Raw genomic sequence first — 26226 nt, 5'->3', positions numbered from 1 at the left:
TCCGGGAGCAACGCGCGATGCCTAACCGCCTCAGAAGTCTTATTATCCTTGCGCTTTTTACTCTGCCGCTGGCATCGGTTCACGCCGAGTCGTCCGAGACTGACTCGCCGAGCGTGGAGACACTGAAGCAGGAAACCGAAGACCTGGGCGAGGCCCTGAAAAACTACGGTGCCGACCAGAAAGAGCAGGCCGAGGAGTCGATCAATAGGACCTTGTCCGCGATCGACAAACGGATCGAGGAGCTGGAGCAGCAGCTTTCCGAAAACTGGGACGACATGAGCGACACGGCCCGGGAACGGGCCCAGAAGAGCCTGGAATCCCTGCGCGAGCAACGGGCACGGGTGGCGGACTGGTATGAAGAGCTCAAGTCCAGCTCGGCCTCGGCCTGGGAGCGCGCCCGCGAGGGCTTTTCGGAGGCCTGGGATGCTTTCTCCGAGCGCTGGAATGCCACGGAAAAGCAGCTGGATAAAGAGTCCGACAAGCGTTCAGAAAGCATCTGACAGCCCCTCAATCAGCACGGTGGGGCTCGTCGGTCAGGCGTTTCCCCGCCCAGTTCTCCATAAGCCGGCAGGTAACGAGGTCGCCGGTGACGTTGATCGACGTCCGGCACATATCCAGGATCCGGTCCACGCCCATGATCAGGGCAATGCCGCTTGGTGGCACCCCCACGGTCTGGAGCACCATCGCCAGGATCACGATGCCCACGCCCGGCGTTGCCGGTGAACCAATGGAAGCGCCTACCGCCATGGCCACCACGAGTGCCATGCTGCCTGTTCCCAGTTCGATACCGTACACCTGCGCCAGAAAGATGGTGGCGACGGCCTGATAGAGCGCCGTGCCGTTCATGTTTATGGTGGCGCCAAGCGGAATCACGAACTGAGAAATGGATGGACGCACCCCCAGCTTGTCCTCGGCGGTGCGTATGGAAAGCGGCATGACCGCGGCCGAGCTGGAGGTTGAGAAGGCCAGAAGCAGGACATCGCGGGTGTCCTTCAGGAATTTCAGCGGTGGCTGGCCCACCAGCAGTTTCAGGATCACCAGGTAGACTCCCAATAGCACCAGCAGGCCCACCAGCACTGTCAGCACGTAGGAGGCCATCCCGAGCATGGCCCTGAAGCCGATGGTGGCGGTGAGTTGTGCCATCAGTCCGAAAACCGCGAAGGGTGCCAGGCGCATGGCCCAGCGAACGACCGTCATGCAGATCTGTTGCAGGGAATCGAGCAGATCCAGCATTGGCCGGGATTTCTCGGGGGCCATGCTGACCAGGGCAACGCCGACAATGATCGAGAAGATCACCACCTGCAGCATCTGGCCCTCCACCATGGCATCCAGCGGGTTGCCGGGCAGCAGGCCTATGAGGGTTTTCGGCAGATCATTGATGCTGGGCATGGCGGCCGCCGTGACCGGTTCGGAGGCCGTTGTAACAGCCAACCCCTTCATCATCTCGCCGGGATTCATCAGGCCGCCCACCCACAGCCCGATGGCCGCCGCCATGGCAGTGGTAATGACAAAGAAGGTAGTTACCCGCAGGCCGAGTTTGCGCAGCTGCGACAAATCCTCGCTGGCAGCCAGACCACGCACCACCGAGGCAATCACCAGGGGAATCACGATCATCTGGATGGTGGCGAGAAAGAGCTGGCCCGGGAACGCCAGCCAGTTACCGATCAAAGTGCCGGTGGCCGGCGCCACCAGGCCAACCGACGGGCCCAGCAAGGTGCCAACCACCAGGCCCAGAAGCATGCCAATCAGGACTTTGAGCCACAGGCGACCCTGAACAAGTCCGGACAGGTAGACGCTTAGATGACGCAGTGGTCGCGGGTAAGAGGCACCCGAATCCTTCTCCATGCCAGCCTCAGTGTCTGCTTTGAAATCGCTTCCGGGAGTTAAGCCCAGTATCGGGTCGCTGACAATGAGCCGGATCAATTTATACGATGCCTCGACGCTCCAAAGTCAAGGCACAGAGGCAATCTCTTCGGCGGTCAGGGGCCTGTACTGGCCAGCCATTAACCGGTCATCCAGGCAGATTGCGCCCATGCGTTCCCTGTGCAGGGAGGTGACCTGGTTGCCGACCGCGTGGAACATTCTCTTCACCTGATGGTATCGGCCCTCGTAGATGGTCACGCGGGCTTCCCTGGAGCCGATGGGGTCTATTTCTGAGGGCGATGTCCTGATGCCCTCATACGCAAACCAGATGCCCTCGGCAAATCGGTGATGAGTGTCGGCGCGGATCAGGTCCCGAGTGGTGACCCGGTAGACTTTTGGCAGCTTGACGACCGGCTCCGTCAAACGACGAGACCACACCCCATCGTTGGTCAGGATAAGCAGGCCGGTGCTGGCCCGGTCCAGGCGGCCGGCAATGTGCAGCCCGGCTCGGAGCTCGGGCGCAATCAGGTCCAGGACTGTCTCGTGGGCCGGGTCCCGGGTGGCGCTGAGAATTCCGGCCGGCTTGTTGAGCATGAAGTAGCGCGCTGTTTCCCCGGTCTGAAACGGCTCGTTATCAACCAGCACCCGGGAAAACCGGCCGATGTCCCGGGCTGCTTCACGACAACGGCTGCCATCCACCGTCACTCGCCCGGCAGCAATCAGGGCATTCGCCTGCTGGCGGCTGATGCCATTGCGATTACTGAGGATTCGGGACAGCTTCATGGAAGGAATCGTCTATGCTGAAACAAATACCGACAATGATACGAGGACATGCCATGCCATTTTCTGTCGATCACCTGGCGGAACTCAACCTGTTGGGCCAGTTTCCTTCCACTTCCAACCAGGAGGGCCTGAAAGTGCACGCACACACCGCGGCGCCGGAAACCGTCAGGGCCGCTGAGAGCCTTCATGCCAAGGGGCTGATCAGCCAGAAAGATGGCGGCTACCTGACACCGTTGGGTGCCGAGGCCGTTGAACTGACCCAGAAGCTCCAGTCGATTCTCAGCAGCGCCTGATACGGCTTTCAGCCCGAGCGTCCATGAGCCGGAGAACCTTTGAGCCCGGAGGTGCTCCCGCGTTAGGGTAGCGCCATGAGCAACTGGAAAAAGTCTCCCTTTTTGCTGATGGCAGGCAGCATCGGCCTGGTGGGGCTGATTGTCGGCTTGCTGTATGCCTTTGGCGTGCACCAGCAGGTGGTGGAGCTGCTGCAGTGGTTTGATACCCAGGGCGCCTGGGCGGCGCTGATGTTCATTGCCATCATGGTGATTGCCATGGTGTGCCTGCTGCCGGGCGTTCTGCTTACCACCGGCGCAGGATTCGTGTTCGGCGTGCTGGAAGGCACTGCCTACGTGGTGGTGGGCACCACCCTGGGCTCGGCACTTGCGTTCCTGATCGCCCGCCAGTTCCTCGGGGACCACGCCCGGGTTTACATACGCGACCGCGCCAGGCTGTCCATGGTCAGCAACGAGATGGCGCCCCACGGCTGGAAGATTGTGCTGCTGACCCGGCTGATTCCGTTTTTTCCCGGAAAGCTGTCCAACTACCTGTTCGGTCTGACTCGATTTTCGTTTGGCGGTTTTGTGGCCGGCACCTTCGTTGGGGTGATCCCCTTCTCCCTTCACAACGTCTACCTTGGTTCACTGGCCGCCGATCTTTCCACCATTGGCGTGCGCGAAAGCGCCCGTACCCCGTTGGAATGGGGGATCTACGGGGCCGGCTTTCTCGGCACGGTGGTTGCGGTGGTATTCCTGAACCGGTTGGCCCGGCGGGCCCTGGCCCGCTACCGGATGGAGACCGAACCCACTGAACAGGAGGCCTCTGAATGAGTTGGATGAAATGGTTGCCCTGGCGGTATGTCGTCAAACGCATGGCCCAACGCCACGGCTTTCTCGACCCCATTGCCCTGTTGGCGAGGTTACACAGCTTCGCCCAGCCCTCTGAGGTGGGCGAGCCCATCGAGCTGTTACGGGCCGGCGTGGTGTTTCACGCCCGGGGTCTGATTAACAGCCGGGTCATCCAGCATAACCTCGACTGGGTCTGGCCCTATTGGGTAGAGCGCCAGTTTGATCCGGAAGATCCGGCGTTCATTCCCCGAGCCTTTTCCATCACTCATATCAATCTGAGCAACAGGAACTGGACTGCGATTGGCCAGCCGGACGTGGACGAACTGCCGGTGGTTGACCCCCGCGGCCTGCTCACGCCGTTTTACGATGGCTGGTCCCTGGATGCCTGGATAGTGGGGGACGACGGCCGGTGTCTTCTGCCCTCCCGCTGCAAGTCCACCCGACAGCGCCAGGAGTTTGAGGATGGCCCCTGCGTGGTCACCGAATCCAAGCAGGAGGGTTTGAGCCTGACCAGCCGCGCCCGGGTAGTGGTGGGAGGTGGTCGGCCAGTGTGCGAACTGACGCTGAAAGCTGTTTCTGATATCTCCGGATCGCTGGTGCTGTCTCTGCGGCCTTCCAACCCGGAGGGCATCAGTTTCATCAATCGGGTACGGTTGTCGGAACAGCGGGATGCCTGGGAGGTGGACGGCAAACAGAGTGTGTTCTTCAGCCGGGCAGCCCAGCGCCACCATGTTTCGGATTACAACCAGGGCGACGTGCGCATTCACCTGTTCGACAAGGAGGACCAGAGTGAGGGCCGGTGCGACGTAGGCATGGTGACCGCGGCGGCCCTGTTTCCGCTGGAGGCAGGCGAGATGTCCGAGCTGACCGTGCGGGTACCCCTCGCCGAAGCTCCGGCACCGGCGATTCCAGGAGACGGCTGGGTCAGGGCGCTCAAGGGGCATGCCCGGCTTGAATGCCCCGACGACACCTGGCGCTTCCTGTACGAAGCCGCCATTCACTCGCTGGTTCTGCATTCCCCCGAGGATGTCTACCCGGGGCCCTACACCTACAAGCGCTTCTGGTTCAGGGATGCCGCCTTCATCATTCACGCGCTGCTGTGTACGGGCCTGACCGATCGGGCCGAACGAGCTCTGTATCAGTTTCCCGACCGGCAACTGAAGAGCGGCTATTTCCGGTCCCAGGAAGGTGAGTGGGATGCCAACGGTGAAGTGCTCTGGATTCTCCGACGATTTCATGAGCTGACCGGTCGCCCGCTACACCGTGAGTGGCAGGAGCCGGTGCGCCAGGGCGCGCGCTGGATCCAGAAAAAACGGGTGAGCGATACCCTGAACAAACCGCACGCCGGCTTGTTGCCGGCCGGATTCAGTGCCGAGCACCTGGGCCCCAACGATTACTATTACTGGGACGATTTCTGGGGGGTGGCCGGCCTGGAAGCGGCCGAGGCCCTGTTCCGGCCACTGGATAAGGAAACCAGCGAGCGGTTTGGTGCCGGGGCACGGGAGTTTTCCCAGACCATCGACAGAAGCCTCGCGACCTGTGCCGAACGCCTCAAGCGGCCCGGAATGCCGGCGTCTCCCTATCGCCGTCTCGATGCCGGGGCCATCGGCTCACTGGCCATGGGCTATCCGACCCAGCTGTGCGAACCGGACGACCCACGGCTGCTGGATTGCGTGGAGTTCCTGCTCGACAAGTGCTTTGTGAAAGGCGCCTTCTACCAGGACATGATCCATTCCGGACTGAACGCCTATCTCACTCTGCACGTGGCGCAGGTTCTGCTGAGGGCAGGGGACCCGCGCTTTCTTGATCTGGTGGACGCGGTGGCCGGCCTCGCATCACCCACGGGGCAGTGGCCGGAAGCGATCCATCCGTCGACCGGTGGCGGCTGCATGGGCGATGGCCACCACGTGTGGGCATCGGCGGAGTGGGTGCTGATGGTTCGTAACTGTTTCGTGCGGGAGGAAGGCGAGCGTCTGATCCTCTGCGCCGGCATTCCGCCGCGGTGGCTTCAGCAGGAGCAGCCGATACGGTTCGGTCCGGCGCCCACGCGCTTTGGCACACTCGATATCACCGTGCAGCCCAATCCGGGAGGAACGCCAGAGGTGACCTGGGACGGGCGCTGGCACAACGGAGAACCGGAGATCGAAGTAAGGCTGCCGGAGTCACCGGGCTGATTTTCTGTACTGGTTCGGAACCGGGTTTTCTGTATCTGTTTTGTTTGCCTGCTAACTTATAGAGTAGTCGATTTACAGATCCACCTGGCCCGGTTTCGAATCATGCGTTCACTGTTCTTCTCGTTCTTTGTTCCGGCCCTGTTTGTCTGGCTTTGGAGCACTGGCTTCATCGGCGCCAAATACGGGCTGCCCTACGCAGAGCCGTTCACCCTGCTACTGATTCGCATGCTGTTGACCCTGGTGCTGCTGGCAGGCCTGGCGCTGATCATGAAGACCCGCTGGCCCGGGTGGCGCAGTGCCGGGCATCTGGCTGTCACCGGCCTGCTGGTGCACGGCTTTTACCTCGGCGGCGTGTACTACGCGATTCAGGACGGCATGGCTTCAGGCATCGTGTCACTGATCGTAGGGCTTCAGCCCCTGGTCACGGCGGCAGCGGCGGTGGTGATTCTGCGCGAGGCGGTGAGTGCCCGCCAGTGGGCTGGTCTGGCCCTGGGGCTGGTGGGTGTGGCGCTGGTGCTGTTCGAGAAATACGGCACCGGCGGCCAGGGTCCGGGCTATTCGCCGTGGAGTCTGTTGTGGGCGGTGCTTGCGCTGGCCGGTATTTCCATGGGCACCGTGTACCAGAAACGCTTTGGCACCAGCGCAGATCTGGTGGCCGGCTCGCTGATCCAGTTCTCGGCGGCGGCCGCCCTGTTTACCCTCGGAGCCTTTGCCCTGGAAACCCGCGAGGTGGAGTGGAGCCTGCAACTGCAGCTGTCCATGGCGTGGCTGGTGGTGGGTTTGTCCATTGGCGCGGTACTGCTGCTGATGTGGCTGATTCGCCAGGGGGCGGCATCGCAGGTGGCCAGCCTCTTCTACCTGGTGCCACCGGTGACCGCCCTGGAGGCCTATTTCCTGTTCGATGAACGCCTGGGCGGGCTGGCCATGTCCGGCGGCCTGATTGCCATCGTTGGCGTGGCTCTGGTGGTCACCCAGAAGAAACCCTCATGATGGTTGCGGGCGGTAGACGGAGCGCAGGGTCATGACCGAAACCACCAGGGGCGTCTGGTATGGCCTGAGCGCCTATTCCATCTGGGGCTGCTTTCCATTGTTCTTTGCCCTTTTCCAGGGCGTACCGGCCTTCGAGATTCTCGTGCACCGGATCATCTGGTCGTGTGTGTTTCTGGCCCTGGTGATCACGGGGTTGCGACGCTGGCCTGCGGTTAGGGCAGCGCTCGGGGATCCCTCACAGCTTTGGCGGGTGCTGGCCTGTGCCGTCCTGATTGCTGCCAACTGGGGCATCTATATCTACGCGGTTGAGACCCGGCACGTGCTGCAGGCCAGCCTCGGCTACTTCCTGACACCGCTGGTGAATGTTGCCCTGGGCATGCTGGTGCTGCGTGAACGCATGGGCACCTGGCAAATGGTGGCGGTGGTGCTGGCGGGAATCGGTATTCTCATCCAGCTCGTTCTGCTCGGGGAGTTGCCCTGGCTTTCCATCGGCCTGGCGTTGAGCTTCGGCACCTACGGGCTGGTGCGCAAACAGGTGCTGCTGGACGGCCTTTCGGGCCTGTTTGTGGAAACCCTGTTGCTGCTGCCGCCGGCTCTGCTGGTGTTTGGCTGGCTGGTGGCAGAGGGCGCGTCGCACTTCACCGGCAGTCTCCACAACGGCAGCCTGCTGCTTGCCAGCGGTGTGGTCACCGCCATCCCGCTGCTGCTGTTTGCCGGTGCCGCCCGTCGGCTGCGGCTGGCCACCGTGGGATTTCTCATGTACATCAACCCGACCCTCCAGTTTGCTATCGCCCTGCTGGTGTTCTCCGAGCCAATCAGCGAGGCGCAGTTGATGAGTTTTCTCGTCATCTGGATTGCCCTTTGCCTTTACAGCTGGTCATCCTGGCACTACCGGCCGCGGGTGCCGGTGCGCCAGGAATGACGGTCCACTCAGGCCAGGGTTTCAAGCAGACTGTTGATCGCCCGGGCGAAGGGAACCGGTGAATCCTCCTGCAGGAAGTGGCCGCCCTTGAGAGTTACGTGGGGCTGGTCTTTCGCGCCGGGAATCCGCTTTTGCATGTACTGGTCCCCACCCCGGGTGATCGGGTCGCCGTTGCTGAAGGTGGTCAGGAACGGTTTTTCCCAGCGTTCCAGCACTTTCCAGGCGTTGCGATTGGCCTCGCTGGCCGGGTCGTTCGGGTGCATGGGCACCAGCCTTGGGAAGGCCCGGGCCCCCGCCTTGTATTTCTTGCCCGGAAAGGGCGCGTCGTAGGCGCGCATTTCATCCGGTCCCAGCTTCCGGAAACAGCCGGTGTTGATGATCCGGGCAATGGGGAACCAAGGGCTGTGCAGCGCAAAATTTTTCCACACCTTGAACGCTGCCGGCGCCTTCTGATCGCCAGTGGGCAGCATGCCATTACCGACCACAATAGCCCGGAACCGGTCGGGATTCTCCGCCGCCAGGCGCAACCCCAGCAGTGAGCCCCAGTCCTGGCACACCAGGGTGATGTCCTTCAGGTCCAGCTGGTCGAGGAACGACTGCATCCAGTCCATGTGCTGCTGGTAGCTGTAATCGCTGAGGTTCGTGGGTTTGTCGGATTTACCGAAACCGATCAGGTCCGGCGCGATCACCCGGTGGCCTGCCGCTGCGCACACAGGAATCATGTGGCGGTACAGGTACGACCACGAAGGTTCCCCGTGCATCATGAGAATGGGGCGGGCTTCGGCAGGCCCCTCGTCCACATAGTGCATCCGCAGACCACCCACATGCAGGTAGTGGGGATCAAAAGGGTAGTCGAGCAGGCGTTCAAAACGCTTTTCGGGAGTTCTGACGAAATCCATGGTGCATGCCTTGAGGTTTGTTATTGTGAGGGAACGACGCAGCTGAGTGTGCCGTCCCTCTTACGGGGCGTCAATTAACAGGGACGAAGCCGTATGACCTACTGGCTGGTTTGCAATGCAAAATCGGGCGATGGCGAGCGTGACTGCAATTTCTGGCTGGCTCGCCTTGCGCAGGCGGGTATCGCGCACCCACGTTGTTGCGACTTCGAGGAGCGCGACTGGCAGCACGAACTGCGCCCGGACGACACGCTGATCGTTGCCGGTGGCGATGGCTCGGTGAATCTTGGCGCTCGCGTGTGTCGCGAGAAGCAGGCTACCCTGGCTATTCTGCCGTCGGGAACCGCCAACGATTTTGCCCGTAATCTGGCGCTACCGGCGGAGCCAGAGGCCCTGTGCGAATTGATTGCCCGGGGCTCGACCCAGCAGGTGGATGTCGCGGAGCATGGAGATGGCATTTTCCTGAACGTGGCTCATATCGGGCTGGGTACGCTGCCTTCAAGGGAGTCGCGCACCACCGATAAGCGGTTTCTCGGCCGTTTCAGCTATGGCGCCCAACTGCTTCGACGGATCAATGCCCGGCGTGGCTTCCGGGCCATCATTGAGTGCGATAAAGGCGTGGTTCAGGGCCGGTGGCTTTCCATCGCCATCGCCAGTGGCGCGTTTTTCGGCGGTGGTAATGAAATTCCCGAGGCCTCTGCAAACGATGGCCAACTGGATGTCATTGCGGTTCGTCCGCGTCCCCTGTTGCAACTTTTGCTCACCTTCCTCACGGTTCGCCTCAACCGCCAGTCGCCCCGTCGTACCAGTACTCTGGTGCATCTTAAAGGCACCCACTGTCGGGTTCAGACCCGCAAACCCAAGACCGTGACGGCCGACGGCGATGTGGTCTCTGAAACGCCTCTGCACGTACGTCTGCACAAAGGTGCCCTGAAGGTGGTGGCGCCTGTTGTTGTAAATACAGGGCCGAGCAAATAAGGCGCCGCTGGCCACTGACCCAGTGATTCGCCAAGGTTCAGATACGTTTTGTCACTGACTTTTTTGGCCGGACAGGCAATCATGGGCCTTGTTGGCACAATCCTCCAAAGGGAGTGACAAAAACTGACACTGTGTCGCTTTTACAACTGGATTTTTTTGACCGTACAGAAAAAGAATGAGTGCCACGCCTGGCGCTCACACCCACCAGGCTTGTCAACAAAGGACCAGAAAATGCCCACTGACTACTCATCGGTTTCCTCCCGGGTTATCAAATACCTCCGAAACGGCGTTGTCGCGTTGTCGCTGTCGGCCATTGCCATCCCGGCACTGGCGTCCGAGCGTCTGTATATCTTCACCGAGAACTACCCGCCCTATAACACCTCTGAAACCGGTAAGGGCTATGCTCACAGCGAGGAAGATATCAGTGGCATCTGCGCCGATATGGTCAAGGCCATGCTCAGCCGGGTGAACTACGACTACGTCATGAAGATGCGGGCCTGGAGCTATGCCTACAACTGGGTTCAGGACCGGGAGAACCATGGGCTTTTCTGCACCGCCCGCACCGACGAGCGCGAGGACCAGTTTCAGTGGGTGGGCCCATTGGCCTCGATCAAGTGGACGCTGTTTGCCGCTCCGGATTCCGATCTGACCCTGGATTCACTGGCGGACGCGAAAAATCTCAACATTGCAGGCTACAAGGGCGACGTCATGTCGGAGTACCTGGTGGATCAGGGCTTCAACGTTGTGATGGGCGTCTCCAGCGATGTCAACGCGCGGAGACTCACCCTGGGCCAGGCGGATCTGTGGGTGACCGACGGTCTGGTCGGCCCGCTGATGGCGGAAGAGGAGCATGACATCACCGGTCTCAAACCGGTGCTTGTGTTCCGTGAAACGCCCATGTATCTGGCTTTCAGTACCAACACCGACCCACGCATCGTTGCCGATCTCCAGAAGGCTCTGGATGAAGCCCGGGCAGCCGGTGATATCGACAGGATCGTCGCCAGCTACGAGTGAATACACCGATGATCCCGAATGGGTAGCGGGTATTCACTACGCCTGAAATCGGCTGACGATGGCCGTATGAACTACACTCCCGGTAAAGCGTTGCGGAAAGGGCAGGCGCCGTGTTTGCCTGATCCGCTTATCGACCGAACGGGAGGATGGACTATGGAAGATCCGAAGACGGTAGTGAAGGGCGAACCCCGCAAAAGCCTGATCATCCTGTTTCTGTCGGCCCTGTACAGCATCATCATCGGTATTGTGGTGCTGGTCGGCCTGGGTTCCGGCGACACGCAAATGGCTGAGGGTGCCGGCTGGGTTCTGATCGTTTGCGGTATCGCGAGCCTGGTTTATTACGTTCTTGCCCGCAAGCAGACGCCACCGTTGAAGTAGCAGTCAGCCATTCGTATCAGAACCAGAGCCCGATGTCCGCATCGGGCTCTTTTCGTTCAATCAAAAGTCCGCGGTGTTCGAGGATATCGAGAAGCTCTTCGGTGTCCTCAAGGTTGAGGAAACCACCCAAAGAGACCTGGGTATCCCGATGGCTCAGGAACAGTCTGGCGGGTGTGAAAGGATGGCGCGGCGAGTGGACACTGAGCCTGACGTAGCGTCTGGGCAGGGTCCATTCGGATTGCTTGCGCCGGATGCCCTTTTCCAGGCGAATGTTCTCGTCGCTGATGACCAGCACCTCCTGGCGCTGGCAGGCCCGTGAGGTTATATAGATGCCGCAGGCCAGGGCAATCAGTTCCAGACCGGCAAAGGGAATGATCACCCAGGCGCCGGCAAGGCTGAAGCCGGTTGTGATGAGCGCAGAGACCACAAACAGCCCGATCCAGATCCTGACATTACCATGCCAGCTCAGGGAGCGGTTGGGTGTCAGAACCAGCCGGAGACCGTCCGGGCAGGGCAGACGTTCCACCATGGGGATGCCTCACTCGCCAACGGGCCAATGACTTGATGATAGTCAATTCTACGCCGGAGTTCGCTTGTTCAGATCTGGCACCGGGCCGGTGGGACCTTTTCGGATATCGACCTCGCCGCCTCCAGCTGATTCCGGAGCGCGGTTATGCGGGTATCGTGGTTGGGGTGCGTGGACAGAAATTCCAGTGGCTGGGCGCCGGACGCCTGCGCCATGTTTTGCCACAGCTGAACACTTTCCTCGGGCTTGAAGCCGGCTCTTGCCATGATGCTCAGGCCCATCAGGTCGGCCTCCTCTTCATGGGCGCGGCTGAATGGCAGGGTCAGGCCCAGTTGGGCGCCAATCCCGAGGGCCTGCTGGATCTGATCCTCGGCAATCTCGCTCTCGGTGAACAGGCCCACCAGCAGCATGCCGGCTTGCACGCCCAGCTGTTGGGTCAGGCGCTCATTGCCGTGGTCGGCCAGTAAATGGGCAATTTCATGGCCGATCACGGTGGCCAGCTGGGACGGATTTTCGGCGATCCGGAGCAGGCCGGTGTGCACGCCGATTTTTCCGCCCGGAAGGGCAAAGGCGTTTGGGCTCGAAGCCTCGAACACCACCACTTCCCAGCTCTCGGGCGCGGGGGCCTGCGGGTACTCGGTGCGGGCAGCCGCCACCAGTTCGCCGGTGATGCACTGCACCAGCCGGTTCACCTCGGGGCGGGTGACCACGGTATTCTGCTGCTTCATCTGCTCAAAACTGTCCTGGCCCATGTCGGCCATCACTGCATCGGGCACCAGTGCCAGACGGTTCCGGCCAGTAGGGGATTCCTGGCAACCGGTGAGCAGGGCCATGGCCAGCAAGGGGATCATCAGTAACTTCACGCGCAGGCTCCAGAGTTTGAGGGATCTCAGGGCTTGGTATCCACCATGCAGTATCTTCGCTCAGGCCGACCGACACTGCCATAGGCCACTTCCGCCGACAGCTCGCCGGCGCCAACCAGGAATTCCAGGTAGCGGCGCGCGGTGGTGCGGGAGGCGCCGATGGCGTTGCCGACTTCTTCGGCGCTCAGTTTGCCTGCGCCGGCCATAACCTCACGAATCTTGTCGAGGGTCAGCGCATCAATGCCCTTGGGCAAGCGTTCCTCCGTGCTTCGGGAGTTCTCCATGGGCGCCCTCGGAAGCAGCGCGTCCACTTCTTTCTGGGCAACCTGATGCAGGGTGGCCAGGCGCTCCATGTGGCCGCGGTAGCCATTAACAGCCTCCTGCAGGCGCTCGAACACCAGGGGCTTGAGGATATAGTCGAAGACACCGCCGCGCAGGGCACTTCGCAGGGTTTCCACTTCCTTGGCGGCGGTGATGAGAATGACGTCGCTGCCGCTGTCGGCGGCTCTCAGCTCCCGAAGCAGGTCCAGGCCATTGCCATCGGGAAAGTAGACGTCCAGCAGGATCAGGTCGGGCGCCAGTACGTCAATCTGCTCCCGGGCATCGGCCAGGGTATGAGCGATCCCGCACAGCTCCACCTGATCCAGGCGTTCCACGAATCGTCGCTGGATTTCGGCGATTCTGGGGTCGTCCTCAACGATCATGATGCGAATGCAGGTCACGGGTAGACTCTCCCATTGGCAGTCTTGGGCAGGTACAGGGTAAACCGGCTGCCGCCCTCCGGCACATCGTCCACGGTCACCGAGCCACCCCACTGGTTGAGGAACTGGCGCACCAGATGCAGGCCATAGCCCCTGGACTCGCCGTTCTTGGTGCTGACGCCCTTCTCGAAAATGCGCTGCCGCTCGGCTTCCGGAATCCCGGCGCCCTGGTCTTCCACCTCGAAAATCAGTTCCTGGCCAAGGTCGGTCATGGAAAGCTGAACCTGGCCGCCTGCCCCGGTCTTGGCAAGGGTGGCATCCAGGGCGTTGTCTATCAGGTTGCCCAGTACACTGACCAGCTGGTCGCGGGGCAGGGTGGCAGGCAGGTCAGACATCCGGCTGTCCGGGTCAATCTCCAGGCGCAGCCCCATCTCCCGGGCCCGGTTGTACTTGCCCAGAAGACAGCCGGCAATGACCGGATCCGGTACCGCCTCAAGCAGCAGGTGGATCAGCGCCTGGTGATCGCTGACTTCGCTGCCGATCAGGTTCAGGGCTTCCCCGGTAGCACCAATCTGGATGAGGCCGGCAATGGTGTGCAGTTTGTTGGAATATTCATGGGTCTGGCTGCGCAGGGTATCGGCATACTGCTGGATGCGGGTCAGCCGGCGGCTGACCTGATCAAGCTCGTCGCGCAGCCGGAAGCTGGCGACCACGCCGATAATGTCTTCGCCCTGGCGTACCGGCAGCCGGTTGACCACCATCTGCCGGTCCCGAAGCCATATTTCCCGGTCGAAGTCCGGCTCACCGGACTCCAGAATGGCGGGCAGGCTGCTTTCCGGGAGCACATCCAGAACGTGCTGGCCAGCCAGCGGTGGTTCCGGGGGCAGGCCCAGGGTTTCATAGGCGGCCCGGTTGGCGGTGGTGATCATGCCCTCGCGGTTGATCGCAATGATGCCCTCGCGCACCGATTGCAGGGTCGCTTCACGTTCCCGGAACAGCCGGGCGATCTCCTCCGGTTCCAGTCCGAAGATGGCCCGCTTGAAGCGCCCGGCGATCACTATGGCGGACAGGATCGTTACCAGCAGCATCAGCCCCACCACGCCGTAAAGCACGAAATTGTAGCGACGTATGGTGGTTTCCACCTGCTGGAGGCTGTAGCCAACCGACACGATGCCGATGATGTCGCCAGTTGCGGGGACGACAACCGGTGCCTTGCCCCGCATGGATTCCCCGAGGCTGCCCCTGGCCCGGGCAACGTAGGCCTGGCCGTCCACCAGAGCCTTGCGCCCATAGTCGCCATCGTCATCGCCCATGGAATGCCCGATCCGGCTTGGGTCGGGATGGGCCAGGCGAATGGCCTCGGCGTCTCCGATCACGATAAACAGGGCTTCGTTGGTCACTGCGAGCCGTTCCGCGAGGCGGTTCAGGCCGTCGATGTCCCGCTCCCGGACACCCTCGATCACGGCCGGGGTGGCGGCCACCGTCTTGGCGACCATGAGGGCGCGTTGGCCGATTTCGTCGTAGAGGGAATCGCTCAGGTAGAAGCCGGCAAAGCCACCGATCAGGACAGTCTGCAAAGCGCCCAGCAGTCCCAGGGTGAGGATCATTCGGGTTTTGAGTTTGGTCTTTCGAAACACGGGCGGTGTCGGGCTTGTTGTCATTGTTTGCTCAGGGTACTGCATCGTTCCGGGACATGCCCGTGATCTTTATGAACAAAATGCGGTAAATGCCCTTTAAAGGCATTACGTGCACAAGCTTCAAGGGTTCGGGTTTCACCTATTAACCTGCCTGCAATCGCTCCTCTGGCCTGCCAAAGCCAGGGACCTGGCCAACACGGTCCTGCCTCAGGGGCGATCACAACAACAAGTTGATGAGGTGACAACCATGTTTATCAAGAGAACCCTGTCTTTCGTGGCGGCTGCGGCCGTCTCCATGTCTGCCATGGCCTGGCAGCCCTCCGGAAAAGTCGAATGCCTGGCGCCCGCCGATCCCGGTGGCGGTTGGGATTTTACCTGCCGCAGCGTTGGTAACGTGCTGAAGGATCTTGGCTTGGTGGAAGGCACTGTCCAGACCGTTAATATGGCTGGCGCCGGCGGCGGCGTGGCCTATGCCCACACTGTGAGCAAGCGGGCTGAAGACAACAAGCTGCTGGTGGCGGCATCCACCGCGACCACCACCCGGCTGGCCCAGAAGCAGTTTCCCGGCATGAACGCCGACATGGTGACCTGGGTCGGCGCCCTGGGCGCTGATTACGGCATCATCGCCGTTGGCAAGGACTCGAAGTACCAGACGCTCAACGACCTGATGGCAGCCGTGAAAGCCAATCCCAAGTCCGTCAAGTTTGCCGGTGGCAGCGCCCGGGGTGGCTGGGACCACCTGAAAGTGTTGATCGCAGCCAAGGCCGCCGGTGCTGACCGACTGCCGTCCATTCCCTACCTGTCCTACAACAACGGTGGCGAAGCCATGACCCAGGTGGTTGGTGGCCAGGTTGACGCCTTTACTGGCGATATTTCCGAGGCGACCGGCTTCATGGAGTCCGGCGACCTGCGCGTTCTGGCGGTGCTGGCGGACGAGCGCCTGCCGGGCAAGTTCGGCAACCTGCCTACCGCTAAAGAGCAGGGCATTGATGCGGTGGGACCGAACTGGCGCGGGTTCTACATGCCCAAGGGTGCGGACGAGGCCGCCAAGGCCTACTGGGTGGAAGCCGTCGATACCCTGTACGCCAGTGACGAGTGGAGGCAGGTGATGAAGAGCAACGGCCTGATCCCGTTCCATCCGCCGGCGGACAAGTTTGATGAGTTCGTGCGCAACCAGGTTCAGGACATCGAGAACCTGTCCCGCGAAATCGGGCTGCTCAAATGAGCAGCCTCGGTGATCGCGTTCTCGGCCTGGGCCTTCTGGTTCTCGCCGTTGCCTACGGCTGGGCTGCCCAACAGTGGCCCGAGCCGTTTGGCGGCGCCGAAGCCGTGGGCCCGGAAACCTTTCCCACCATCCTCTCGGTGGTGCTGGTTGCAGGCAGTCTCTACCTGATGATCAAGCCGGACCCGGACGCTCAGTGGCCCCTGGGCAAGTCTGCCCTGGAGCTGGTGGTGTCGGTGGCGGTTCTGGTGGTCTATGCGTTCCTGCTCGAGCCGCTGGGCTTTGTGATTGCCACTACCCTGGCTGTGGGCACATTGAGCTGGCGTATGGGCGCTGAACCGAAACGGGCCTTTGTGACCGGGCTGGCGAGCGCTGTGGTGGTCTTCGTGCTGTTCAACTACGGCCTGTCGCTGAGCCTGCCCGCCGGCTTGCTGGAGGTGCACTGATGGAAACTCTCGGCTTTCTGATGGAGGGGTTCGCGGTTGCGCTGACCCCTTACAACCTGATGTTTGCGCTCTTTGGCGCCTTCGTAGGTACGCTGATAGGCTGCCTGCCTGGCCTGGGGCCGGCCAACGGCGTCGCTATTCTGATTCCCCTGGCGTTCACCCTCGGGTTGCCGCCGGAAACGGCGATGATCCTGCTCACGGCGGTGTACGCTGGTGCCATGTACGGCGGACGGATATCGTCGATCCTGCTGAACATACCCGGCGACGAGCCGGCGATGATGACCTGCCTCGATGGCTACCCCATGGCACAGAAAGGCCGCGCTGCCGATGCCCTGGCGGTGTCGGCCATCGCCTCCTTTGCCGGTGGCCTGATAGGCACCATCGGTCTGATCATGCTCGCACCGGTGCTGGCAAAATTCGCGCTGACCTTCGGGCCGGCGGAGTACTTTGCCCTGTTCCTGCTGGCCTTTGCCACCCTCGGGGGCATTACCGGCAAGAACCCGATGAAAACGGTGATCGCGGCCACCCTGGGTATCATGATCTCCACGGTCGGCATTGATATCTCCACCGGAACCCAGCGTTACACGTTCGGCGTGCTGGAACTCTATGAGGGTATCGATTTCATCCTGGCGATTGTGGGCCTGTTTGCCATCTCCGAATTGCTGTTCTTTGTTGAACATCGGATGGGTGGCGGTCGCGAGAAGATGCAGGTGGGCAAACTCACCCTGACGTTCAAGGAACTGGTGACCACGATTCCAACGCAGCTTCGCGGCGGCATACTGGGTTTTATTTCCGGTGTCCTGCCGGGCGCGGGTGCTTCCCTGGGCAGTTTTATCAGCTACACCCTGGAAAAGCAGGTGGTGGGCAAGAAAGGCACGTTTGGTGAAGGGGATATCCGGGGCGTCGTGGCGCCGGAGGCCGGCAACAATGGCGCGTCTTCGGGTGCCCTGGTGCCTATGCTGACCCTGGGTGTTCCGGGCAGCGGCACCACTGCCGTGCTGCTGGCCATGCTGATCTCCCTGAACATCACGCCCGGGCCGCTGATGTTTACCCAGAACGCCGACATCGTCTGGGGCGTGATCGCGGCGCTGCTGATCGGCAACGTGCTGCTGCTGGTGCTGAACATTCCGTTGGTCGGCTTCTTCGTGAAGCTGCTTTCAGTGCCGCCCATGTACCTGCTGCCGATCGTCACCATGGTGGCGTTCGTGGGTATCTATTCCATCAGCCACAGCACCTTCGACCTTTATTTTATGGTGGCATTCGGCATTGCGGGCTACTTCCTGCGCAAACTGGAAATACCCCTGGTGCCGATCATTCTGGGTCTGCTGCTCGGGCCGGAAATGGAGAAGAACCTGGGGCACGCCATGGTACTGTCGGACGGTGACTGGAGCATTCTCTGGGGCAGCCCGCTTGCGATGGGGCTCTGGATTGTCGCCGGGTTGGGCCTGATCCTGCCGTACCTCGTCGGGCCGCTGTTGCGCCGACGGATGAATGCGGCCATGAAGGAGAGCCCGGTCAGCGACTAGCAGACCCCTGATGACTCCCGACCGACGATCTGTTGTCAGTCTTTGCACCGGGCTTGTCCCGGTGCTTTTTTTGGTGGGGCGGTCGTGGTGCCTGCCAGGGAAGGCGCCAGCCGGCCGGTCTTTGCTATGATGAAGCAGGTTTGTTTGCGGGAAGGTCTGTTATGAAGGTGATGTTGCTCGGTGCCACCGGTCTTACTGGCGGGCAGGTTCTTCAGGGGCTGTTGGCCCGGGAGGAGGTTAATCAGGTGGTGGCCCTGGTGCGTCACCGGTTGCCGACCCTGCACGACAAACTGGCCCAGCATGAGGTCGATTTCGACGATCTGGACGCCCATGCCAGCCTGTTTGATGTGGATGCCATTATCTGCTGCCTGGGCACCACCATCAAAAAGGCCGGCTCCCAGGCCCAGTTTCGAAAGGTGGATCTCGGCTATCCCCTCAAAGCAGCAGAGCTGGGCCGGGCCCCTGACGTCCGGGCCTTTATCCTGATGTCGGCCATTGGTGCGTCGTCCTCCTCCACCATCTTCTACAACCGGGTGAAGGGAGAGCTCGAAGATGCCCTTGAAGACCTGGGTTACCCCTACCTTTCCATCTATCATCCCAGTCTGCTGCTGGGTGACCGCAAGGAGCAGCGCACCGCGGAGGCGCTGGGTATCAAGGCCATGCCCCTGGTAAACCGCCTGCTGATCGGCCCCCTGGACAAGTACCGGGGCATTGAGGCGGCAACGGTGGCCCTTGCCATGGTCAATGAGGTCTGCAGCCTGGCCACAGCGCCCGCGGCTGAGCGCGTGCTGCAAATTCGCGAGTATGACGAGATCCGCCAGCTGGCGGAGTAGCGCGTGGCTACTCGCCCGCCAGAATCCAGCGTGCCGCCTTTTCGGCAATCATCAGGGTAGGTGAGTTGGTGTTGCCGCTGGTGATGGTGGGCATGACACCGGCATCCACCACCCGAAGCCCGGCCATTCCCCGGACCCTGAGGTGAGGGTCCACAACCGCTTGCTCGTCGTCGGCACGTCCCATCCGGGTGGTGCCCACCGGGTGAAAGATGGTGGTGCCAATGTCCCCGGCCAGCCGGGTGAGTTCATCGTCGGTCTGGTACTGCAGGCCCGGCTTGAACTCCTCGGGCTGGTATTTCTGGAACGCCGGCTGCTCGGCGATGCGTCGGGTCACCCGAAGCGAATCCGCTGCCACTTTGCGGTCCTCCGGCGTGCTCAGGTAGTTGGGCGAAATCGCCGGTGCCGCTTTCGGATCGCGGCTGCGAATGCGCACCGTACCCCGGCTGGTGGGGTTCAGGTTGCAGACGCTGGCGGTGATGGCCGGGAAATCATGCAGGGGCTGGCCGAAGGCATCCAGGCTCAGGGGCTGCACGTGGTATTCGATGTTGGCGTAGTCGAACTCCTCCGAGCTACGGGTAAACAGGCACAACTGGGAAGGCGCCATGCTCATGGGGCCGGACCGGGTGAGCAGGTACTCCAGGCCGATCCGGGCCTTGCCCACCAGGGAATTGGCCATGGTGTTCAGGGTGGTGGCACCGGTCACCTTGTACACCGAGCGGATCTGCAGGTGGTCCTGGAGATTCTCGCCCACGCCGGGCAGGTCGAGAACCACGTCGATACCGTGTTCCCTGAGCAAGTCCCCCGGGCCAATACCCGAGAGCTGAAGCAGTTGCGGCGAGCCGATGGCGCCGGCCGAGAGCACGACTTCCCGTTTGGCCAGCGCCAGCAACTCGCCAGTGCCAGGCCTTTCAACCTTTACACCGGTACAGCGGGGACCGGCGTCGCCGGTTTCAGTGGTCAGGCCCAGTACGTGGGTGGAGTGCCAGAGGGTCAGGTTGGGGCGTTTTTCCGCTTCGCGCAGGAACGCCTTGGAGGTGTTCCAGCGCCAGCCCGAACGCTGGTTTACCTCGAAGTAGTCCACGCCTTCATTATCACCCCGGTTGAAGTCGCGGGTTCGGGGAATCCCGGCCTCCACGCAGGCGGTGGCGAAGTCTTCCAGCACCTTCCATTTCAGGCGCTGGTGCTCCACTCGCCACTCACCGCCATGGCCATGGTACTTGTGATGGTCCGGGTCGGCGTCACCGCCCTCATCCAGGCGATAGTGGTCCTCGTGGCGCATGAAATCCGACAGGCAGTTCTCCCAGTTCCAGGCCTGCTCGCCGGTTACTTCGGCCCATTGATTGTAGTCCCGGGCCTGGCCGCGGATGTAGAGCATGCCGTTGATGCTGGAACAGCCACCCAGGGTCTTGCCCCGGGGGTAAATCAGCGAGCGGCCGTTGAGGCCAGGATCCGGCTCGGTGCGGAAACGCCAGTCGGTTCGGGGGTTGTCGATGCAGTACAGGTAGCCCACCGGAATGTGAATCCAGTGGTAGTTGTCGCGTCCGCCGGCCTCGATCAGCAATACCCGGTTGTCCGGTTTGGCGCTCAGGCGATTGGCCAGCAGGCAGCCAGCCGAGCCGGCGCCTACCACGATGTAATCGAACTCCAGCTGTCCCGTGGCCTTGTTGTTATCGGACATGGTTCTTCTCCGCCGCTGCCTGTGGGTTACTTGGCCGTTGGCATGACAAATTCCGCTCCGGCATCGATGGATTCGGACCAGCGCTGCATGATCGATTTCTGGCGGGTGTAGAACTTCACCCCTTCCTCGCCGTAGGCGTGGGTATCGCCAAACATGGAGCGCTTCCAGCCACCAAAGCCGTGCCAGGCCATGGGCACCGGAATAGGCACGTTGATGCCCACCATGCCAACCTGTATCCGACGACCGAACTCCCGGGCAACGCTGCCACTCTCAGTGAAGCAGCTCACGCCGTTCCCGAATTCGTGCTCGTTGATCAGGCGAATGGCAGTGGCAATGTCCGGTACCCGCACGCAGGCCAGAACCGGGCCGAAGATCTCCTCCCGGTAGATGGTCATGTCCGGGGTCACGTGATCAAACAGCGAACCGCCCATCCAGAATCCGTTCTCGCAACCTTCGCCGGTGCCGGAGGCATCGAATTCACGGCCATCGACGACGAGTTGGGCACCTTCGGCCACACCCTTGTCAATGTAGCCGGTAATGCGCTGGTGCGCGGCGGCAGTGACAATCGGGCCCATCTCGGCATCCAGTTGCTCGCCGTTTTTCACCTTCAGGGCGCGGGCGCGCTCGGCCAGTCGGGGCATGATCTTGTCGGCCACGTCGCCCACCAGTACCGCCACGCTGATGGCCATGCAACGCTCGCCGGCGCTGCCGTAGGCGGCACCGATCAGGGCGTCGACGGCTTTGTCCAGATCGGCGTCGGGCATCACCACCATGTGGTTCTTGGCGCCGCCAAGGGCCTGGATGCGCTTGCCGTGTTTGGCGCCTTTCTCATACAGCAGGTTGGCAATGGGGGTGGAGCCGACAAAGCTCAGTGCCTGCACATCCGGGTGCTCGATCAGCGCGTTCACGGCCTCCTTGTCACCCTGGACCACGTTGAACACGCCGTCCGGCAGGCCCGCCTGCTTGAGCAGGTCGGCCAGCATCAGGGAGGCGCTGGGGTCCAACGGGCTGGGTTTCAGTACGAAGGTGTTGCCAGCGGCAATGGCCACCGGGAACATCCACATGGGCACCATGGCCGGGAAGTTGAACGGGGTGACGCCGGCCACCACGCCCAGGGGCTGGCGGGTGGTCCAGTTGTCGATGCCGGTGCTCACCTGCTCGGTGTAATCGCCTTTCAACAGCTGGGGAATGCCGCAGGCGAACTCGACAATGTCGATGCCCCGGGCCACTTCACCCTGGGCGTCGGTAAACACCTTGCCGTGCTCGGCGGTGATGGCCCGAGCCAGGTCGTCCTTGTGCTGGTTCAGCAGTTCCAGAAAGCGGAACATCACCCGCGCCCGGCGGATGGGCGGCGTGTCGGCCCAGGCCGGGAAAGCGGCGTCGGCGGCGGCGACTGCGGCATCCACATCGGCACGGTTGGCCAGGGACACCTGCCCGGTTACCCGCCCGGTGGCCGGGTTGAAGACATCCTGGGTCTGGGTGGACGTGCCTGATGTTATTTCGCCATTGATATAATGCTGGATGGTCGCGCTGGTCATGTGTGCCTCGTGCTGTTCCGGAAAACCCCGAAGTCGAAAAGGTTTCAGGGGTGTTCGCGCCCCGAAAGGCGATAATTGTCGATTAATCACCCAGAGTAGGGCCGATTCGATCGGCAGGCAATTGAGATTTCCAAAAGCCAGATATAAGCTTTACTTATATCGAATGGCGATCAGGAAGCGAACCTGTGCATCCTCTGCAAACACTCAAGGCCTTTGTGACCGTTGCCCGTGAGGGCAGCGTGTCTCGAGCCGCCATACGGCTCCATCTGACCCAGCCGGCAGTCAGTCTCAAACTTAAGCAGTTGCAAGACGAGTTGGAACTGAAGTTGTTCCAGCGCAAACCCCAGGGCCTGGTGCTCACGCCGGATGGCCAGGCATTGTTGCCAGTGGCTGAAAAAGCCCTTGCTGCTTTGGCGGCGTTTGAGCAAAGCGCCCGGGCCTTGCACAGTACCCTGAGGGGTCGGCTCCGCATCGGCACCATCGTAGATCCGGAGTTCATTCGCCTGGGGGCGTTCCTGCACCGGCTGGTGGAGAGGGCGCCGCAACTGGAGACGGAGCTGCGCCAGGGCATGAGTGGCAGCGTTCTGGAACAGGTGAGGGATGGCCGACTGGACGTGGGCTTTTTCCTGGCGCCGCCGGGCGTTGGCCCCGGCGCCCTGGCTCCGGAGGTTGCCCACCGGGAACTGACCGGTTTCCAGTATTACGTGGTGGCGCCGGCCGGCTGGGGCCCACGCATCGGCTCAACCCGCTGGGAGGATCTGGCGAACATGCCCTGGATCGTCACGCCCGAGGATTCCGTTCATCATCGGCTGCTCAAAGGGGTGCTCGACCCGCTTGGTGTGCTGCCCCGGGGAGTCGCCCAGGTGGATCAGGAGGCGTGCATGCTGGACCTGGTGCGAGCCGGGGTGGGCCTGAGTCTGGCCAGGGATGCCCTGGCCATGACTGAGCGCCAGGAAAGGGGCCTGGTGGTTCTGGATGGCGTTCGGTTACCCTGCGCCCTCAGCTTTATCTGGCATCGGGACCGGCGGGGCGAGCCGCTGATCGGCGAGGCCCTCGAAGCCCTGGAGGGCGTCTGGGGGCATCCTGGCGCCTGAGCCCGTTTAGGCGATAGGGGCGACAGAGGTGATCGCCTCAGCCAAGCGTGGCGTCCAGAAACATCATGACCGCGAAGCCAGCCAGCAGGCAGAAGGTGGACATGATTTTCCACTGCCGGTGGTGGGTCTCCGGGATGATTTCGTTGCTGATGATGAACAGCATGGCGCCGGCGGCAAACCCCAGCGTCCAGGGCATCAGCGGTTCCGCCAGCCACACCAGGGTGGCGCCGAACACGCCGCCGAGGGGCTCGGCCAGGCCGGTGAGGAGGGCAATCAGGTAGGCCCGGAACCGGGAGTAGTTGATGGCAAGTAATGAAAACGCCACTGCGAGGCCCTCGGGAATGTTCTGCAGGCCGATGCCAGTGGCCAGAACATAACCGTTCTTTACATCGCCCCCGGCGAAGCCTACGCCCACGGCCATGCCCTCGGGGAAGTTATGCAGGGTAATGGCAATGATAAACAGCCAGATACCGCGGATGTAGGATGCCTCCGGCCCCTCACGCCCCAGTTCGAAGTGCTCATGAGGGAGCTTCTGGTGCACGTAGTAGATGGCTGCGGCCCCCGAGAGCACGCCCAGTATTACCACCAGGGCAGCGCTCCAGGTGTGGCCGGTAATCTGTTCGCCGTATTCCAGGCCGGGCAGGAGCAGGGAAAAGAAGGAGGCTGCCAGCATGACCCCGGCGGCTGCCGCCAGCATGGCGTCCTGGAGTTTGTGGGTGATGGTGCGCACCAGAAAGATGGCGAGTGCGCCCACCCCGGTGGCAAGGCCGGCGAACAGGCTGGCCAGCGTGCCCAGCCAGACAATGCTGATATCGGATGTCATGCATTCTCCTGTCGGTTGTTGGTGTGAGCATAGCATCCGGTTGCTGGCAGTTGGTCGTATGGTCATCTCGCCTGATCCGGGCGATAACTGTTGCTACCTTTGCCATGATCATCCATAACAACGGCCAACCGGGAGTGGACCATGAAACTGCCTGAGCCTTTCCGCTACCGAACGATTACGGTCGACGGCGTGGACATCAACCTTGCCGAAGGCGGCGCTGGCCAGCCGTTGCTGCTGTTGCACGGCTATCCCCAGACCCACCTTATGTGGCACCAGATTGCGCCAGCCCTGGCCAGGGAGTTCCGGGTAATATGCCCTGACCTGAGGGGGTACGGGGACAGCGGTAAACCGGATTCCGATCCGGACCATCGGGCCTACAGCAAGCGGCGGATGGCGGCCGATATGGTGTCTGTAATGGCCGAACTCGGCTATCCGCGTTTTTCAGTGGCCGGCCATGACCGGGGCGCCAGGGTTGTCCACCGCCTGTGCCTGGATTACCCGGATCAGGTCGAGCGTGCCTGTGTCATGGACATCGCACCCACGCTGCACATGTTCGAGCATACCGATCAAGCCTTCGCCACCGGTTACTACCACTGGTTTTTCCTGATTCAGCCGGACGGCCTGCCGGAGCGAATGATCGGCCAGGACCCGGAGTATTTCCTCCGGGAGAAACTCAGGCGCTGGTCCGCCCCGGGGGCTGTATTTGATGAAGCGGCGGTGGCCGACTATGTTCGCTGCTTTGCCTCGCCGGGGGCCGTTCATGCCAGCTGCGAAGACTACCGTGCTGCCGCGTCGGTGGATCTCGAGCACGACCGGGAGGACCGACGTGCCGGGCACCGGGTGAGTTGTCCGCTGCTGGTGCTTTGGGGAAACCGGGGCTTTGTGCACCGCACCTACGATGTACTGTCGGTGTGGCGTGATTATGGGGAGGAGGTGAGTGGCATCGCGCTCGATTGCGGTCATTTCCTTCCGGAAGAGGCGCCGGAGGCCGTCCAAGACGAGCTCCGGCGCTTTTTCTCAGCTACCTGAACCGATCAGGCGGCGTTCTTCTCGCGCCAGGCCAGTTCGTTGCGGATGGTGGCCTTGGGCTGCAGCATGGCAAAATCTATGTCATCGATTTCCTTGCCATCCTTGAGCCGCTGGACGAAATCCGGATTGGCCAGGGCTTTCTTGCCCACCGCCAGCAGGGTGCCGGGGAACTGGTTGGCCACATCCTGGCAGTTGATCTCGTCAATTCCGCCGTTAAGGATCAGCTCAATGCCGGCGACCTGATGAGCCACGCTGGCCAGGCTGCCGTTTCCTTCGGTGAAATGCTGACGGTTCACATCGCCGTCGGTGGTGTGCACGAAATCCGCGCCGGCGTCACGCACGGCTTCCACTATCTTCCGGAATCCGGCCTCGCCTTCCGGTAGCTGATAGTCCGGGTCGGTGACGGTGCCCTGGGACAGCCGGATGCCCACAGGAAAGTCTTCACCCACTGCCTTACGAACGGCGTCGACCACTTCGGTGACCAGGCGCAGACGGTTCTCCAGTGAGCCACCATAGCGGTCGTCCCGCTGGTTGAAGTGGGTGCTGAGGAACTGATTCAACAGGTAGCCGTTGGCGCCGTGGATCTCGATGCCGTCGAAGCCGGCAGCTTTGGCGTTGGCGGCAGACAGGGCGAAGCCGTCGATGGCTGCCTGGATATCAGACTCGCTCATGGCCTCGGGTGTTTTCCATTCGGTCTGGTCGCCATAAAAACCGAGCGGCGCACCTTTGGGAATCACCGGGCTGGGGCCCTGGGGCAGGTCTGTGTACCGGTTGGCCTGGAACTGGGCGCCGGCGTGCATCAGCTGTATGAAAATACGGCTGCCTGCAGAGTGGACCCGGTCGACGATGGTTTTCCAGCCAGCAACCTGCTGGTCATTGATGATGCCAGGCTGGTTGGCATAGCCCTGGCTAGCCTTGTCGTCGGTGTAGGTGCCTTCGGTGATGATCAGGCCGAAACCGCCCTTGGCGTAACGCTCGTAGTGGTCCGCCATCAGGGCGTTGGGCGTGCCGTCCGGTTCGGCGCTGGTGCGGGTCATTGGCGCCAGGGCAAAGCGGTTGGGCACCTCAACGGAACTGAATCGAACAGGCTGCATTACGTCGCTCATAGTTACCCTCACGTGTTGATGTATGTATGGCGCACTACTATCGGGCCGGAGGCGTGGGTCTTAAAGCGAAGAATATCGAAGCAGC

The 26226-nt window shown here is 61.9% G+C and carries 26 protein-coding genes; 15 read left to right on the top strand and 11 right to left on the bottom strand.

The features are described 5' to 3' along the window. Positions 1 to 17 precede the first annotated feature (17 nt). Positions 18 to 500 (top strand): sll1863 family stress response protein, encoded by a 483-nt coding sequence (locus BM344_RS05955; protein WP_091987167.1) that lies wholly within the window; start codon positions 18 to 20, stop codon positions 498 to 500. 7 nt (positions 501 to 507) lie between these two features. Here BM344_RS05955 and BM344_RS05950 read toward each other — a convergent pair whose 3' ends face one another. Both BM344_RS05950 and BM344_RS05945 read right to left on the bottom strand, forming a co-directional pair. Further along, positions 508 to 1845, bottom strand: a complete 1338-nt coding sequence (locus BM344_RS05950; RefSeq protein ID WP_091987165.1) for a dicarboxylate/amino acid:cation symporter — start codon at positions 1843 to 1845, stop codon at positions 508 to 510. 105 nt (positions 1846 to 1950) lie between these two features. Next, on the bottom strand, positions 1951 to 2646 hold the full coding sequence (locus tag BM344_RS05945; protein ID WP_091987163.1) for a pseudouridine synthase: 696 nt from the start codon (positions 2644 to 2646) through the stop codon (positions 1951 to 1953). Between the two features lie 53 nt (positions 2647 to 2699). On the opposite strand from BM344_RS05945, the gene BM344_RS05940 reads away from it, so the two are divergent. The 5 genes from BM344_RS05940 to rarD all read left to right on the top strand — a co-directional run bounded on the left by BM344_RS05940 (position 2700) and on the right by rarD (position 7853). After that, the gene (locus BM344_RS05940; RefSeq protein WP_091987160.1) at positions 2700 to 2939 is read left to right on the top strand and encodes a TIGR02647 family protein; all 240 of its coding nucleotides are present in this window, start codon (positions 2700 to 2702) and stop codon (positions 2937 to 2939) included. Positions 2940 to 3014: 75 nt separating this feature from the next. Continuing rightward, positions 3015 to 3749, top strand: coding sequence for a TVP38/TMEM64 family protein (locus tag BM344_RS05935; protein ID WP_091987158.1), 735 nt, complete (start codon positions 3015 to 3017; stop codon positions 3747 to 3749). Beyond that, positions 3746 to 5941: a hypothetical protein gene (locus BM344_RS05930; RefSeq protein WP_091987156.1), complete on the top strand. Its 2196-nt coding sequence runs from the start codon at positions 3746 to 3748 to the stop codon at positions 5939 to 5941. Before BM344_RS05935 ends, BM344_RS05930 begins: the two co-directional genes overlap by 4 nt. Before the next feature lie 102 nt (positions 5942 to 6043). After that, a complete protein-coding gene (locus BM344_RS05925) occupies positions 6044 to 6931 on the top strand; it encodes a DMT family transporter (RefSeq protein WP_091987154.1) in 888 nt (295 codons plus the stop codon). A gap of 31 nt (positions 6932 to 6962) precedes the next feature. Then, positions 6963 to 7853, top strand: a complete 891-nt coding sequence (gene rarD / locus BM344_RS05920) for an EamA family transporter RarD (RefSeq protein WP_091987152.1) — start codon at positions 6963 to 6965, stop codon at positions 7851 to 7853. A gap of 8 nt (positions 7854 to 7861) precedes the next feature. Here the strand turns inward: rarD and BM344_RS05915 are convergent, their stop codons facing one another. Beyond that, positions 7862 to 8752 (bottom strand): haloalkane dehalogenase, encoded by an 891-nt coding sequence (locus BM344_RS05915; protein ID WP_091987150.1) that lies wholly within the window; start codon positions 8750 to 8752, stop codon positions 7862 to 7864. Positions 8753 to 8845: 93 nt separating this feature from the next. Between BM344_RS05915 and BM344_RS05910 the strand changes: the two genes are divergently transcribed. The 3 genes from BM344_RS05910 to BM344_RS05900 all read left to right on the top strand — a co-directional run bounded on the left by BM344_RS05910 (position 8846) and on the right by BM344_RS05900 (position 11119). Then, complete coding sequence (locus BM344_RS05910; RefSeq protein ID WP_091987147.1) at positions 8846 to 9727, top strand: diacylglycerol/lipid kinase family protein; 882 nt, start codon at positions 8846 to 8848, stop codon at positions 9725 to 9727. Between the two features lie 231 nt (positions 9728 to 9958). Next, a complete protein-coding gene (locus tag BM344_RS05905) occupies positions 9959 to 10741 on the top strand; it encodes a substrate-binding periplasmic protein (protein ID WP_091987146.1) in 783 nt (260 codons plus the stop codon). Between the two features lie 153 nt (positions 10742 to 10894). Then, entirely contained in the window at positions 10895 to 11119 is a 225-nt protein-coding gene (locus BM344_RS05900; protein WP_167363217.1) for a hypothetical protein, read from the top strand. A gap of 16 nt (positions 11120 to 11135) precedes the next feature. Here BM344_RS05900 and BM344_RS05895 read toward each other — a convergent pair whose 3' ends face one another. From BM344_RS05895 to BM344_RS05880, 4 genes are all read right to left on the bottom strand, one after another. Further along, positions 11136 to 11648 carry a DUF2244 domain-containing protein gene (locus BM344_RS05895; RefSeq protein ID WP_091987141.1) on the bottom strand — a complete coding sequence of 171 codons (513 nt, stop codon included), beginning with the start codon at positions 11646 to 11648 and terminating at the stop codon, positions 11136 to 11138. A gap of 68 nt (positions 11649 to 11716) precedes the next feature. After that, positions 11717 to 12508, bottom strand: coding sequence for a M48 family metallopeptidase (locus BM344_RS05890; RefSeq protein ID WP_091987138.1), 792 nt, complete (start codon positions 12506 to 12508; stop codon positions 11717 to 11719). Between the two features lie 26 nt (positions 12509 to 12534). Continuing rightward, a complete protein-coding gene (locus BM344_RS05885; RefSeq protein ID WP_091987135.1) occupies positions 12535 to 13230 on the bottom strand; it encodes a response regulator in 696 nt (231 codons plus the stop codon). Further along, positions 13227 to 14870 carry an ATP-binding protein gene (locus BM344_RS05880; protein ID WP_091987133.1) on the bottom strand — a complete coding sequence of 548 codons (1644 nt, stop codon included), beginning with the start codon at positions 14868 to 14870 and terminating at the stop codon, positions 13227 to 13229. Before BM344_RS05880 ends, BM344_RS05885 begins: the two co-directional genes overlap by 4 nt. A gap of 223 nt (positions 14871 to 15093) precedes the next feature. On the opposite strand from BM344_RS05880, the gene BM344_RS05875 reads away from it, so the two are divergent. The 4 genes from BM344_RS05875 to BM344_RS05860 all read left to right on the top strand — a co-directional run bounded on the left by BM344_RS05875 (position 15094) and on the right by BM344_RS05860 (position 18873). Then, positions 15094 to 16071 carry a Bug family tripartite tricarboxylate transporter substrate binding protein gene (locus BM344_RS05875; RefSeq protein WP_091987131.1) on the top strand — a complete coding sequence of 326 codons (978 nt, stop codon included), beginning with the start codon at positions 15094 to 15096 and terminating at the stop codon, positions 16069 to 16071. Further along, positions 16068 to 16514, top strand: a complete 447-nt coding sequence (locus BM344_RS05870; protein WP_091987129.1) for a tripartite tricarboxylate transporter TctB family protein — start codon at positions 16068 to 16070, stop codon at positions 16512 to 16514. The genes BM344_RS05875 and BM344_RS05870 overlap by 4 nt, the downstream gene beginning before the upstream one ends. Beyond that, on the top strand, positions 16514 to 18040 hold the full coding sequence (locus BM344_RS05865) for a tripartite tricarboxylate transporter permease (protein ID WP_091987126.1): 1527 nt from the start codon (positions 16514 to 16516) through the stop codon (positions 18038 to 18040). Before BM344_RS05870 ends, BM344_RS05865 begins: the two co-directional genes overlap by 1 nt. 161 nt (positions 18041 to 18201) lie before the next feature. Beyond that, positions 18202 to 18873: an NAD(P)H-binding protein gene (locus BM344_RS05860; RefSeq protein ID WP_091987125.1), complete on the top strand. Its 672-nt coding sequence runs from the start codon at positions 18202 to 18204 to the stop codon at positions 18871 to 18873. A gap of 7 nt (positions 18874 to 18880) precedes the next feature. On the opposite strand, the gene BM344_RS05855 is transcribed toward BM344_RS05860, so the two are convergent. Both BM344_RS05855 and BM344_RS05850 read right to left on the bottom strand, forming a co-directional pair. Beyond that, entirely contained in the window at positions 18881 to 20551 is a 1671-nt protein-coding gene (locus BM344_RS05855; protein WP_091987122.1) for a GMC family oxidoreductase, read from the bottom strand. Between the two features lie 26 nt (positions 20552 to 20577). Then, a complete protein-coding gene (locus tag BM344_RS05850) occupies positions 20578 to 22089 on the bottom strand; it encodes a CoA-acylating methylmalonate-semialdehyde dehydrogenase (RefSeq protein ID WP_091987121.1) in 1512 nt (503 codons plus the stop codon). A 185-nt stretch (positions 22090 to 22274) separates the two neighbouring features. Between BM344_RS05850 and BM344_RS05845 the strand changes: the two genes are divergently transcribed. Beyond that, complete coding sequence (locus BM344_RS05845) at positions 22275 to 23183, top strand: LysR family transcriptional regulator (protein WP_091987118.1); 909 nt, start codon at positions 22275 to 22277, stop codon at positions 23181 to 23183. 37 nt (positions 23184 to 23220) lie between these two features. Here BM344_RS05845 and BM344_RS05840 read toward each other — a convergent pair whose 3' ends face one another. Beyond that, positions 23221 to 24006 (bottom strand): ZIP family metal transporter, encoded by a 786-nt coding sequence (locus BM344_RS05840; RefSeq protein WP_091987116.1) that lies wholly within the window; start codon positions 24004 to 24006, stop codon positions 23221 to 23223. A 141-nt stretch (positions 24007 to 24147) separates the two neighbouring features. Between BM344_RS05840 and BM344_RS05835 the strand changes: the two genes are divergently transcribed. Continuing rightward, positions 24148 to 25035 carry an alpha/beta fold hydrolase gene (locus BM344_RS05835; RefSeq protein ID WP_091987114.1) on the top strand — a complete coding sequence of 296 codons (888 nt, stop codon included), beginning with the start codon at positions 24148 to 24150 and terminating at the stop codon, positions 25033 to 25035. A 5-nt stretch (positions 25036 to 25040) separates the two neighbouring features. Here the strand turns inward: BM344_RS05835 and BM344_RS05830 are convergent, their stop codons facing one another. Beyond that, a complete protein-coding gene (locus BM344_RS05830; protein ID WP_091987111.1) occupies positions 25041 to 26141 on the bottom strand; it encodes an oxidoreductase in 1101 nt (366 codons plus the stop codon). Positions 26142 to 26226: the final 85 nt, after the last annotated feature.

Origin of the sequence: Marinobacter gudaonensis, assembly GCF_900115175.1 — a bacterium.
Lineage (GTDB): Bacteria > Pseudomonadota > Gammaproteobacteria > Pseudomonadales > Oleiphilaceae > Marinobacter > Marinobacter gudaonensis.
This window is presented reverse-complemented; position numbering and strand designations above follow the sequence as displayed.